This window comes from Citrobacter koseri ATCC BAA-895 (genome assembly GCF_000018045.1).
Lineage (GTDB): Bacteria > Pseudomonadota > Gammaproteobacteria > Enterobacterales > Enterobacteriaceae > Citrobacter_B > Citrobacter_B koseri.
Window position 1 is genome coordinate 3,407,905 of record NC_009792.1, and the last position, 12,959, is coordinate 3,420,863.

Sequence of the window (12,959 nt, forward strand, 5' to 3'; positions counted from 1 at the left end):
ACCCTTAAGGTTAACCGGCCAAACGCGCCAGCAACAAATCACCTGATGAGGAGACAGCACTAATGCGCGCCTCACGACCTTGCGCCTGGTAATCTATGTGTATTTCGACATCCGGGTCAGGCAGTACACCTTTACCTTGTTGCGGCCATTCCACCAGGCAAATGGCATCGTTGGCAAAATAATCACGGATCCCCATAAATTCCAGCTCCTCAGGGTCCGCAAGTCGGTATAAATCGAAGTGATACACCATTAAGTTATCGAGCGTATAGGGTTCAACCAGCGTGTAGGTCGGGCTTTTCACATTACCTTTGTGGCCCAACGCCTGTAGAAATCCCCGGCTGAAGGTGGTTTTCCCCGCCCCCAGGTCGCCGTACAAATAGATGACGGTCGCACCGTCACAGGCTTTCGCTACGCGTAGTCCCAGGTCTAAAGTCGCCTGCTCGTCAGGTAGCGGAATTACTCGATTCATCATGGTTTACGTCAATCACATCAGGGTTAACAATACGCTGTAGCGTAGAAAAGAGATCGGTTGCCAGCATGCCGCGGGTGCCATAACGCGCCGCTAAAACATCCGCCGCCGCACCGTGGGCAACACATCCCGCACACGCTGCATCATACGGGGAAAACTTCTGTCCAAGCAATGCGCCAATAATGCCGGAAAGCACATCGCCCATTCCACCGCTGGCCATCCCGGCGTTACCGGCATCAATAATGCCCAACGCATGCGATTGGGCGGCGACGACCGTTCCCGCACCTTTCAGCACCGCCACGCCACCATACCGTTTTACCAGACGACGTGCTGAAAGTAAGCGATCACTTTCAATTTCTGCGACAGAACAACCCAGTAGCCGCGCGGCTTCCCCCGGATGCGGCGTGATCACGCGATTGTGACGTTTATCGGGATTGATTGCCAGCAGGTTCAGCGCATCCGCATCCCAGAGCATCGGTTTGCGAAAATTCTCAGCTTTCTGTAGCGCTTTTTTACCCCATTCCTGCTGTCCGAGCCCAGGGCCTATCACCACCACGTCCGCCCATTGCAGACTGTCATCAAGAGATTGAGGCGTCAGTTCATGCACCATCAGTTCGGGACGGGCGGTCAGCAACGGCGCGATATTTTCGCTACGCGTCAGCACCCGCACTAATCCTGCTCCGGCACGCAGCGCCGCTTCGCCGGTCATACGTATCGCTCCCGCCGTCCCGTGGTCGCCGCCAATAATGACCAGCCGACCATGATCGCCTTTATGCGACGTCGGACGGCGTGGTGTCAGCCAGTGGGAAAGTTGCGAAGCCGCAAAGCGCTGGATACGTACCTCTTGTCCTGCCAGCCAGCTTTCCAGACCCAGCGCGTCAAAGTGCAGCGCTCCCACCACATCCCGCGCCTTGCCCGTCAGCAAACCGGGTTTCAGCGCAACGAAGGTAACGGTATGCGCGGCATTCATCACCGCACCAGGCGTGGCGCCCGTTTGCGCCAGCAAACCGGAGGGGATATCAATAGCCACCACCGGCGCTGGATGGCTGTTCGCTCGTTCAATAAGCGTAGAGAGGGAGGTGCGCGGAGCCTGCGTCAGGCCGGTCCCCAGCAGGGCGTCAATAATCACATCAATATGATCCGGCCAGATGATATCCGACGCATGAATGACGCCCCCGGCATTGAGCCACGCCTCGCGCGCCTGCGCCGCCTCTTCAGGAAGCGGCTTATCGCTCTCCTGCGCCAGTAGCGTCACCTCAATACCTGCGGCTTTCGCCAGCCTCGCCACCACGTAGCCGTCGCCGCCATTATTACCGTGACCGCAAAGCACCAGCCAGCGCCGTGAATCGGGGTACGCGTCGCGTGCAACCTGAAATGCGGCTTCCCCCGCCCGCAGCATCAGCTCATACAGCGTCAGCCCTAAGCTGTCCGCCGCCTCGCGTTCCGCCCGTTTGATCTCATCGGCGGGCCAGATGGAGTGTGGTATACTTGCGGGGTTTTTCTTCATTGTATGGTCCGTCATGTCAGAGCCCCTCGATCTCAATCAGTTAGCGCAAAATATTAAACAGTGGGGGCTGGAACTGGGCTTTCAGCAGGTCGGTATTACCGATACCGATCTCAGCGCCAGCGAACCCAAATTACAGGCATGGCTGGATAAACAATACCACGGCGAAATGGACTGGATGGCTCGCCACGGAATGATGCGCGCCCGCCCTCACGAATTATTGCCCGGCACGCTGCGCGTCATCAGTGTGCGCATGAATTATCTGCCTGCCAATGCCGCTTTCGCCAGTACCCTAAAAAATCCCTCTCTGGGCTACGTCAGCCGTTATGCGCTGGGCCGTGACTACCATAAGCTGTTACGTAACCGTCTCAAAAAACTCGGCGAGAGGATTCAGCAGCACTGCGTTTCGCTGAATTTTAGACCGTTTGTCGATTCTGCGCCCATTCTGGAACGTCCTCTGGCTGAAAAAGCCGGGCTTGGCTGGACAGGTAAGCACTCACTAATCCTTAACCGCGAAGCCGGTTCGTTCTTTTTCCTGGGGGAGTTGTTAATTGATTTGCCTCTCCCCATTGATGCGCCAGTTGAAGAAGGCTGCGGGAAATGCGTTGCCTGTCTGACCATCTGCCCGACCGGCGCAATCGTCGAGCCCTACACGGTGGATGCGCGCCGCTGCATCTCCTATCTCACGATTGAGCTGGAGGGGGCGATACCAGAAGCGCTTCGGCCATTAATGGGCAACCGGATTTACGGCTGCGACGATTGTCAGCTTATCTGCCCGTGGAACCGCTACTCGCAACTGACCGATGAAGAAGATTTCAGTCCCCGCAAGCATCTTCACGCGCCAGAGCTGATTGAACTGTTTGGCTGGAGCGAAGCCTGGTTTTTAAAAGTTACGGAAGGATCGGCGATTCGCCGCATTGGTCACTTACGCTGGCTGCGAAATATTGCCGTCGCGTTAGGCAATGCGCCCTGGGATAACGCCGTGATTACCGCCCTGGAAAGTCGCCGGGGTGAGCACCCACTTCTCGATGAACACATAGAGTGGGCGATTGCGCAGCAAATTGAGAAGCGAAATGCCTGCGTGGTGGAGGTGCAATTACCGAAGAAACAACGCCTGGTCAGGGTCATTGAAAAGGGACTGCCGCGCGACGCCTGAGTCATCCACAGCTTGTGTATAAAAATAAAAAGACATTGCGATTCAAGAGGGAAAAAATCGTCAAGTGATCGCATTAACATTTCGAAATGATAATTAATTTATCAATTTCAATAAGTTACAAAGTTACTATTCACCAGGCGAAGTTTTTTGTATTCCAGGAATAATGCCTGGACCTGTGGATAAGTCTGTTTACAAGAGTGTTTCAGAGGCAAAATAGAAGGTCCCCAACGTGAAAATACGCTGTGGATAATTTTATGGAGATAAGAATTTGGAGCGGGAAACGAGACTCGAACTCGCGACCCCGACCTTGGCAAGGTCGTGCTCTACCAACTGAGCTATTCCCGCTTAATCTTCGTCTTCCAAGCCGCTGCCTGAAATCCTGCGATTGGGTATCTGGTGTTGCTTTCAAATTTTGGAGCGGGAAACGAGACTCGAACTCGCGACCCCGACCTTGGCAAGGTCGTGCTCTACCAACTGAGCTATTCCCGCTTAATCTTCGTTTTTCAGACTGTTATCTGAAATTCTGTGATTAAATTTGTTGCTGTCGTAATTCGCATTTCTGCGTCGTTACGGGAGGCGCATTATACGAGAAATCCTTTCTGCTGCAACCCCCTAAAACGCAATTTTTTCCGTTTTCGTTCTGAGTGTTGAATTTATCAGCAAAGCGTACAATTTAGCGCCAAATTCACCCCGCCGCAAGCACACCCGGCAGGCAAATCGTAAGCCGGATAAGACGCTTCGCTTCGCCATCCGGCAAACACGCCGTTTACAGCTTAATAAAATTCTCGCGGTAATAAGCCAGCTCCGCCACCGACTCGCGAATATCATCCATCGCCTGGTGCGTCCCCTGCTTGGTAAAACCGGCAAGGATTTCCGGCTTCCAGCGACGCGCCAGCTCTTTCAGCGTACTCACATCCAGATAGCGATAGTGGAAATAGGCTTCCAGTTCAGGCATGTACTTAAACAGAAAACGGCGATCCTGGCCGATGCTGTTGCCACAAATCGGTGATTTACCTGCCGGAACCCACTCTTTTAAAAATTCAATGGTCGCCAGTTCTGCGGCGCGATCGTCAAACGAGCTGGCTTTTACCCGATCCACCAGACCACTTCCGGTATGGGTACGCACGTTCCAGTCATCCATTAACGCCAGCTGTTCAGCAGACTGATGCACCGCAATCGTCGGCCCTTCCGCCAGGATATTCAGGTTGGCATCGGTCACCAGCGTCGCGATCTCAATAATGCGATCGCGCTCGGGATCCAGGCCGGTCATCTCAAGATCTATCCAAATGAGGTTGTTTTCATTGGCACTCATGCTATTTTCCACCCTTCAGAGGTCACAGTCAGTGTGACTATATTCATCTAAAATAGCGTGTATCATAGATGTTTTGCCCATTGCGGGCGACCAGGAGCCAGTACGATTGAGTAAAAATAAACTCTCCAAAGGCCAACAGCGCCGCGTGAAAGCCAATCACCAGCGTCGTCTAAAAACGTCCACGGAGAAGGCAGACTTCGATGACAACCTGTTCGGCGAGACCGCTGAAGGTATCGTCATTAGCCGCTTTGGCATGCATGCCGACGTAGAATCCGCCGATGGCGAGATTCACCGCTGCAACATCCGTCGCACGATCCGTTCGCTGGTCACCGGCGATCGCGTCGTCTGGCGTCCGGGTAAAGCGGCGGCTGAAGGCGTCAACGTCAAAGGGATCGTCGAAGCCGTACACGAACGCACCTCCGTGCTAACGCGCCCGGATTTCTACGACGGCGTGAAGCCTATTGCCGCCAATATCAACCAAATCGTCATTGTCTCCGCCATTTTGCCGGAGCTGTCGCTCAATATTATCGACCGCTACCTGGTGGCCTGCGAAACGTTGCAGGTTGAACCGATTATCGTGCTCAATAAAATCGATCTGCTGGATGACGAAGGGATGGACTTCGTTAACGAGCAGATGGATATCTATCGCGACATCGGCTATCGCGTGTTGATGGTATCCAGCCATACGCAAGATGGCCTCAAACCATTAGAAGAGGCGCTAACCGGCCGTATCAGCATCTTTGCCGGGCAGTCTGGCGTTGGAAAATCGAGCCTGTTGAACGCCCTTCTGGGCCTACAGGAAGCGATCCTCACCAATGATGTGTCGGATAACTCCGGTCTGGGGCAGCACACCACGACCGCCGCGCGCCTGTATCACTTCCCGCACGGCGGCGATGTGATTGACTCCCCCGGGGTACGCGAATTTGGCCTCTGGCATCTCGAACCGGAACAAATCACCCACGGATTTGTCGAATTTCATGACTACCTGGGCCATTGCAAATATCGCGACTGCAAGCATGATACCGACCCAGGTTGCGCCATCCGTGAAGCGGTAGAAGACAGTAAAATTGCAGAAACCCGTTTCGAAAATTATCACCGCATTCTGGAAAGCATGGCACAGGTAAAAACACGTAAAAACTTTTCTGATATGGACGACTGACAACTACGCTAAGCATCGCTAGAATCGTCCCCTTTTTTCAGGATGCCGGCGTCAATGCCGGTTCAGGAACAACAATGGCCTGGAGGCTACCTTGTTAAACTCATTTAAACTTTCGCTACAATACATTCTGCCGAAACTATGGCTCACTCGCCTGGCGGGCTGGGGCGCAAGAAAACGAGCGGGCTGGCTGACCAAACTGGTTATCGATCTGTTCGTGAAATACTACAAGGTCGATATGAAAGAGGCGCAGAAGCCGGATACCGCCAGCTATCGCACCTTTAACGATTTCTTTGTTCGTCCGCTGCGTGACGACGTCCGTCCGGTGAATACCGATCCAAACGTACTGGTGATGCCGGCTGACGGCGTGATCAGCCAGTCAGGTAAAATAGAAGAAGATAAAATCCTGCAAGCGAAAGGTCACAACTACAGCCTGGAAGCGCTGCTGGCAGGTAACTACCTGATGGCGGACCTGTTCCGCAACGGCTCGTTTGTCACCACCTACCTCTCTCCGCGCGACTACCACCGCGTACACATGCCGTGCAACGGCATCCTGCGCGAGATGATCTACGTACCGGGCGATCTGTTCTCGGTGAATCACCTGACCGCGCAAAACGTGCCAAACCTGTTTGCCCGTAACGAACGCGTGATCTGCCTGTTTGACACGGAATTTGGTCCAATGGCGCAAATTCTGGTCGGGGCGACCATTGTCGGCAGCATCGAAACCGTCTGGGCGGGAACCATTACGCCGCCGCGTGAAGGCGTGATCAAACGCTGGACCTGGCCGGAAGGGGAAAGCGAAGGGTCTGTGGCGCTGTTGAAAGGTCAGGAGATGGGCCGTTTCAAACTGGGTTCAACCGTGATCAACCTGTTTGCGCCGGGTAAAGTCACGCTGGCTGAACAGCTACAAAGCCTGTCAGTGACCAAAATCGGTCAGCCGCTGGCCGTTTCTACCGAACTCTTCGTGACCCCTGAAGCGGAACCCGCGCCGCTGCCGGAAGAAGAGATCAACGCCGAACACGACGCCAGCCCGCTGGTTGACGACAAGAAAGACGAAAGTTAAATAAAGGATCGCTGCTGTGCGCCTGATTATCACTTTTCTGATGGCCTGGTGCCTCAGCCTGGGGGCGTACGCTGCGACGGCCCCCGACGCCAAACTGATTGCCCAGGAACTGGAGCAGGCTAAAGCGGCAAAACCCGCTCAGCCAGAGGCCGTAGAGGCCCTCCAGTCTGCGCTGAACGCGCTTGAGGAACGAAAAGGTTCTCTTGAGCGCGCCGAACAATATCAGCAGGTCATCGACAATTTCCCTAAGCTGTCCGCGACGCTACGCGCACAGCTCAATAACTTGCGCGACGAACCGCGCAGCGTGCCGCCAGGCATGTCCACCGATGCGCTAAGCCAGGAGATCCTCCAGGTCAGCAGCCAGTTGCTGGATAAAAGCCGTCAGGCCCAGCAGGAGCGAGAGCGCGCCCGTGAAATCGCTGATTCGTTAAGCCAGCTTCCACAACAGCAAACGGATGCCCGTCGCCAGTTAAATGAGATTGAGCGGCGCATTGGCACCGCCAGCGGCAACTCCCCGCTCAACCAGGCGCAAAATCTGAGTATGCAGGCCGAATCCGCCAGGCTCAAAGCGCAGGTTGATGAGCTGGAACTGGCGCAGCTTTCGGCGAATAACCGTCAGGAACTGGCGCGAATGCGCTCCGAACTGGCGGAAAAACAGAGCCAACAGCTGGATGCCTGGTTGCAGGCATTACGCAATCAATTAAACAGCCAGCGCCAACGAGAAGCAGAGCGAGCGCTGGAAAGCACCGAACTGCTGGCGGAAAACAGCGCTGATCTGCCGCCGGGCATTATCGAACAGTTCAAGGTGAACCGCGAGCTGTCGCAGGCGCTTAACCAGCAGGCGCAACGCATGGATCTGGTGGCCTCACAGCAACGCCAGGCCACCAGCCAGACGCTACAGGTTCGTCAGGCCCTGAACACCCTGCGGGAACAGTCGCAGTGGTTAGGCGTATCGAATATGCTGGGGGAAGCCCTGCGCGCGCAGGTATCGCGTCTCCCAGAAATGCCCAAGCCGCAGCAGTTAGATACCGAAATGGCGCAACTGCGCGTACACCGTATGCGCTACGAAGACCTGCTCAACAAACAACCGCAACTACGTCAGATTCGCCAGGCCGACGGTCAAACGCTGACCTCTGAGCAGAGCCGCATTCTTGACGCCCAACTGCGTACCCAACGCGAGCTGCTGAATTCACTGTTGCAGGGCGGTGATACGCTGATCCTCGAACTCACCAAGCTGAAAGTGTCCAATAGTCAACTGGAAGACGCGCTGAAAGAGGTCAACGAAGCCACTCACCGTTACCTGTTCTGGACGTCTGACGTGAGTCCGATGTCGCTCTCGTGGCCTATCAGCCTCGTTCAGGATCTGCGTCGACTGATCTCACTGGATACGTTCAATCAGCTCGGCAAAGCCAGCATCATGATGCTTACCAGCAAGGAGACGTTGCTGCCGCTGTTTGGCGCGCTGGTGCTGGTTGGTTTTAGTCTCTATTCGCGCAAACATTTCACCCGTTTTCTGGAGCGTTCATCCTCCCGCGTCGGGAAAGTCACGCAGGATCACTTCTGGCTGACGCTGCGCACCGTGTTCTGGTCTATTCTGGTCGCCTCCCCGCTGCCCGTACTGTGGGCCACGCTGGGCTATGGGTTGCAGGAGGCATGGCCTTATCCTCTGGCCGTCGCCATCGGCGACGGGGTGACAGCAACGGTTCCGCTGCTGTGGGTCGTCATGATTTGCGCCACCTTTGCCCGCCCTAACGGTCTGTTTGTGGCGCATTTTGGCTGGCCCCGAAACCGTGTCGCGCGCGCCATGCGCTATTACCTGATGAGCATCGGGCTGATTGTCCCGCTCATTATGGCGCTGATTATGTTTGATAATCTTAACGATCGGGAGTTCTCCGCGTCGCTGGGGCGTCTCTGCTTCATCCTGATTTGCGGCGCGCTCGCGATTGTCACGCTGAGTCTGAAGCGCGCCGGTATCCCGCTGTACCTCGATAAAGAGGGCAGCGGCGACAATATGGTCAACAGTATGCTCTGGAACCTGCTGATGGGCGCGCCGCTCATTGCGATCCTTGCGGCCGCTGTCGGCTATCTGGCCACCGCGCAGGCGCTGCTGGCGCGACTGGAGACCTCCGTCGCCATCTGGTTCCTGCTGCTGGTTATCTATCACGTCATTCGCCGCTGGATGCTGATTCAACGTCGCCGTCTGGCGTTCGATCGCGCTAAGCATCGCCGGGCCGAAATGCTGGCGCAACGTGCGCGCGGTGAAGAAGAACCCGCCCACTCCACCAGCCTCGAAGGGGCCGTCGAAGTGGATGAAAGCGAAGTGGATCTCGACGCCATCAGCGCCCAGTCGCTGCGCCTGGTACGTTCTATCCTGATGCTTATCGCCCTGCTGTCGGTCATTGTGCTGTGGTCGGAAATCCATTCCGCCTTTGGCTTCCTGGAGAATATCTCGCTGTGGGATGTCACCTCCACGGTGCAAGGGGTTGAAAGTCTGGAGCCGATTACGCTGGGCGCGGTGTTGATTGCGATCCTGGTGTTTATCATCACCACGCAACTGGTGCGTAACCTGCCCGCACTGCTGGAGCTGGCGCTCTTGCAGCATCTGGATCTGACGCCCGGCACCGGCTACGCCATCACCACCATCACCAAGTATCTGTTGATGCTGATTGGCGGGCTGGTCGGTTTCTCGATGATTGGCATTGAATGGTCGAAGTTACAATGGCTGGTCGCCGCGCTCGGTGTCGGTCTGGGCTTTGGTTTACAGGAGATCTTCGCCAACTTTATTTCCGGCTTAATCATCCTGTTCGAAAAGCCGATTCGTATTGGCGATACGGTGACCATTCGCGACCTTACCGGCAGCGTGACCAAAATCAACACCCGCGCCACCACCATCAGCGACTGGGACCGTAAAGAGATTATCGTGCCGAACAAAGCGTTCATCACCGAGCAGTTTATCAACTGGTCGCTGTCTGATTCGGTAACGCGTGTGGTGCTGACCATCCCAGCGCCGTCAGACGCTAATAGCGAAGAGGTGACGCAAATTCTGCTGACTGCGGCGCACCGCTGTTCACTGGTGATCGACAACCCGGCGCCGGAAGTATTCCTGGTTGACCTGCAACAGGGGATTCAGATCTTCGAACTGCGTATCTATGCCGCAGAGATGGGGCACCGTATGCCGTTGCGCCACGAAATCCACCAGTTGATTCTGGCGGGCTTCCATGAGCACGGTATTGATATGCCATTCCCGCCGTTCCAGATGCGCCTGGAAAGCCTGAATGGCAGGCAGACTGGAAGAACGCTGACATCCGCCGCCAGGAAAAGTCGCCCGGCGGGAAGTTTGTAAGCCGTAATAATGCCGGATGGCGGCTTCGCCTTATCCGGCCTACAGAACAGCAATGAACGCGTAGGCCGGGTAACGGCAAAAAGATTACTCCACCGCCCACTGGGGCTGGTTTGCCATCCGGCGGCTGTAGTTCTGATAAATCGCCATCGCTAACAGCGAGAAGAATATCGGGCCGCCGGTCATCCACAGCGCGCTATTCCAGTCCCCGGCTTCAATCACCGGCTGAATGATGGTAAACACATTCGCAAACGTCACCACCAGCACGACCACGCCCGTTGCCAGCATCGTAGAAACATGGGTTTTGAAGATCACAAATGGCCGTTCCAGGCCTTCGCGAGACTTAAAGAACGGGAAGGCCAGCGCGAGGAACAGGTACGGCAACGTCATCGACACGTTCGCCATCAGCGTCAGTTTGTTGTAAAACGCCGACGCGGTATCACCGCCAAAAGAGACCAGCAGAATAAACAGACTCACCAGCAGACACTGCATCCACATTGCGGTAGCTGGCATACCTGCCGCGTTCAGCGTCGTCATCGGCGCAGGCCACAGCGCTTTTGGCGTTCCCTGGATAATGGCCTTCAATGGCGAGTAGCTCAGCGTAAAGAACGCGCCGGTATAGGCAAGGAACATGGAGAGGCCAGTGATACGCGCAAACCAGACGCCGGTCGCCATTGCCGCTTCCGGCGACAGATGCAGCGCGTTACCCAACGTCATCCCCAGGCTTTTCATCAGAATATAGGTGATATTTCCGAGGTTAACGGAGCCATTACTTAATACCTGTTGCCAGTTGGTGCTAACGCCCCATAAAAATATCGCCAGCGAATAACCAACGGAAATAACAATTGCCGCAAAAACAATTCCTTTCGCAAAGTTCTTTTCCGGCTTTTCTGTTTTATCCACCAGGCCGCCTACCGCTTCAATTCCGCCGTAGGCAAAAATAGCGAAAACAACAAATGAGAGCATGGCCAGGCCGGATTGATATCCGGGATTGGGTGAGGAGACAAAATTAATATTTTCCGAAAAATGCCCACCATTTAATAACAAAATAGCGACACTCACTAACAACAAAACCAAATTAAGACACATCACGGCAATCCCCCCTACTGCCGTAATACGCGCAATTTTATTAATTCCCTTTGATGCGATACAGGTCACCAGAATCATCCAGCCGACGGCGAGCAGACCAACAACCTGCGTCGGTTCAAGCCCGGCGATCCGCCAGTGCTGCGTCATATCTGCACCAAACAAGAACGTAGAGAAAGGCACCCAGACTTTCGCCGCAGTGCTCACCATCCAGATAACATAGGAGGAGAACCACATAAAAGTGCCGATAAACGCATAACGCGGGCCAACGCTATTATTCATCCACGAATAGATTCCGCCCTCTTCTTTTCGATAAGCAGAACCCATTTCAGCCATCATTAAGGCAAATGGAATAAAGAATAATAATGCAGAAAAGATATACCACGGGATCGCGCTATACCCCATTAAATAAAACGCCGACGGGCTATTGGCAAAACCAAAAACGGACGTAAATATCATCAGGATGAGGCCAGCCAGGCTCATCTTCTTTATTGTCTGGTTCATGAAACCATCCCTTACTCTGGGCACGTTGGCTAAACGGCGCTCACCGGTTTGCACTGCCCCCTTGCAGAGGTCAGCAATAAAAATCAACACAGAATTGATACCTGAATGGTATCAAACATCCAGACTTATATTGTGGCTATAAGAGGGGAATTGAAAAAATGTGCTACAAAATGGCGCTAATTGCGCCATTTTGTTTCACAAAAGAGGGGTTTTCGGATTTATGCCCGATCAACGGTAAAAGCGATAACCTCAGCGAGGCTTTCCGCCCCCAGCGCCAGCATCACCAGACGATCCACGCCCAGCGCCACGCCGGAACAGTCAGGCATCCCCACCTTCAGCGCCTCCAGCAGATTGTTATCGATAGGCTGCTGCGGTAAGCCTCGCGCGGCGCGCTTACGGTTATCCTGCTCGAAGCGTTGTTGCTGCTCGCGCGCATCCGTCAGTTCGTGGAAACCATTCGCCAGCTCAATACCTTTGAAGTAAACCTCGAAGCGTTCAGCCACCCGATGGTCTTCAGTGCTGATTTGCGCCAGCGATGCCTGGCTTGCCGGAAAATGGTACACAAACGTCGGCTTCTCTTTGCCAATGTGCGGTTCCACGCCCATAGTAAACAGCAGTTGCAGCAGCGTATCGCGATCTTCTTCGGTATCCGCGATATTGCTTAAATCCAGCTTCGCCGCCGCTTCGCGCAGTTGAGTTTTATCCGCAGACAGCGGATCAATCTCCAGATGGCGCTGAAACACCTGCTGGTAAGAAAGACTCTCCGCAGGTTGACATTCCAGCACCTGTTGCAGCAGGTCGTCCACTTCGTTCATCAAACGGTACATGTCGTAGTGGGGACGATACCACTCCAGCATGGTGAATTCCGGGTTGTGATGACGCCCCATCTCTTCGTTGCGAAAGCTACGGCACAGCTGGAAAACCGGGCCGCATCCCGCCACCAGCAGGCGTTTCATGTGGTATTCCGGGCTGGTCATCAGATAAAGGTTCATGCCCTGAGAGTGGCCTGGGCCGACGAAACGCGTTTCGAACGGGAACAAATGAATGTCCGTTACCGTCGCCTGGCTCATGCAGGGCGTCTCAACCTCCAGCACTCCACGATCGGCAAAGAAACGACGGATCTCCGTCATAATTGCCGCACGTTTTAACAGGTTAGGAATGGACGCGCTCGGCTGCCAGGTTGCCGTTTCGCTCATGGTACTTTCTCCGATTTAAGACAAGGGCACGAAGTCTACTCGTAACACGCCAGTGAAACAAATTTTGTGCGGGAATAATGCGCTCCGCCGGAAAAGTAAAAAAAGTGAAGCCAGGTGGTTTAGTAATTAAATTAATCAGAATCAATGATAAATCGACCCGTTGATGCGCTAAA

Annotated in this window: 9 protein-coding genes and 2 tRNA genes; 4 read left to right on the forward strand and 7 right to left on the reverse strand. The window is 54.6% G+C overall.

The window, feature by feature from the left end:
- Positions 1-10: 10 nt before the first annotated feature.
- Together tsaE and nnr are read right to left on the reverse strand one after the other, a co-directional pair.
- A complete protein-coding gene (tsaE, locus tag CKO_RS15670; RefSeq protein WP_012134443.1) occupies positions 11-472 on the reverse strand; it encodes a tRNA (adenosine(37)-N6)-threonylcarbamoyltransferase complex ATPase subunit type 1 TsaE in 462 nt (153 codons plus the stop codon).
- Positions 444-1,991 carry a bifunctional ADP-dependent NAD(P)H-hydrate dehydratase/NAD(P)H-hydrate epimerase gene (nnr, locus tag CKO_RS15675; protein WP_012134444.1) on the reverse strand — a complete coding sequence of 516 codons (1,548 nt, stop codon included), beginning with the start codon at positions 1,989-1,991 and terminating at the stop codon, positions 444-446. The genes tsaE and nnr overlap by 29 nt, the downstream gene beginning before the upstream one ends.
- Between nnr and queG the strand changes: the two genes are divergently transcribed.
- Positions 1,990-3,129 (forward strand): tRNA epoxyqueuosine(34) reductase QueG, encoded by a 1,140-nt coding sequence (gene queG / locus CKO_RS15680; protein ID WP_012134445.1) that lies wholly within the window; start codon positions 1,990-1,992, stop codon positions 3,127-3,129. The genes nnr and queG overlap by 2 nt on opposite strands.
- A gap of 269 nt (positions 3,130-3,398) precedes the next feature.
- On the opposite strand, the gene CKO_RS15685 is transcribed toward queG, so the two are convergent.
- The 3 genes from CKO_RS15685 to orn form a co-directional block, all read right to left on the reverse strand.
- A tRNA-Gly gene (locus tag CKO_RS15685) sits at positions 3,399-3,474 on the reverse strand.
- A gap of 68 nt (positions 3,475-3,542) precedes the next feature.
- Positions 3,543-3,618 (reverse strand) — tRNA-Gly (locus CKO_RS15690).
- A gap of 277 nt (positions 3,619-3,895) precedes the next feature.
- Positions 3,896-4,441, reverse strand: coding sequence for an oligoribonuclease (gene orn / locus CKO_RS15695; RefSeq protein WP_012134446.1), 546 nt, complete (start codon positions 4,439-4,441; stop codon positions 3,896-3,898).
- Between the two features lie 106 nt (positions 4,442-4,547).
- On the opposite strand from orn, the gene rsgA reads away from it, so the two are divergent.
- The 3 genes from rsgA (at position 4,548) to mscM (ending at position 10,003) form a co-directional block, all read left to right on the forward strand.
- Positions 4,548-5,600 carry a small ribosomal subunit biogenesis GTPase RsgA gene (gene rsgA / locus CKO_RS15700; protein ID WP_024130796.1) on the forward strand — a complete coding sequence of 351 codons (1,053 nt, stop codon included), beginning with the start codon at positions 4,548-4,550 and terminating at the stop codon, positions 5,598-5,600.
- A gap of 91 nt (positions 5,601-5,691) precedes the next feature.
- Positions 5,692-6,660 (forward strand): archaetidylserine decarboxylase, encoded by a 969-nt coding sequence (asd, locus tag CKO_RS15705; RefSeq protein ID WP_012134448.1) that lies wholly within the window; start codon positions 5,692-5,694, stop codon positions 6,658-6,660.
- A 16-nt stretch (positions 6,661-6,676) separates the two neighbouring features.
- Positions 6,677-10,003 carry a miniconductance mechanosensitive channel MscM gene (gene mscM / locus CKO_RS15710; protein WP_024130797.1) on the forward strand — a complete coding sequence of 1,109 codons (3,327 nt, stop codon included), beginning with the start codon at positions 6,677-6,679 and terminating at the stop codon, positions 10,001-10,003.
- Positions 10,004-10,087: 84 nt separating this feature from the next.
- On the opposite strand, the gene yjeM is transcribed toward mscM, so the two are convergent.
- Both yjeM and epmA read right to left on the reverse strand, forming a co-directional pair.
- The gene (gene yjeM, locus CKO_RS15715) at positions 10,088-11,590 is read right to left on the reverse strand and encodes a glutamate/gamma-aminobutyrate family transporter YjeM (protein ID WP_024130798.1); all 1,503 of its coding nucleotides are present in this window, start codon (positions 11,588-11,590) and stop codon (positions 10,088-10,090) included.
- A gap of 218 nt (positions 11,591-11,808) precedes the next feature.
- The gene (gene epmA, locus CKO_RS15720) at positions 11,809-12,786 is read right to left on the reverse strand and encodes an elongation factor P--(R)-beta-lysine ligase (protein WP_012134451.1); all 978 of its coding nucleotides are present in this window, start codon (positions 12,784-12,786) and stop codon (positions 11,809-11,811) included.
- Between the last annotated feature and the right edge of the window lie 173 nt (positions 12,787-12,959).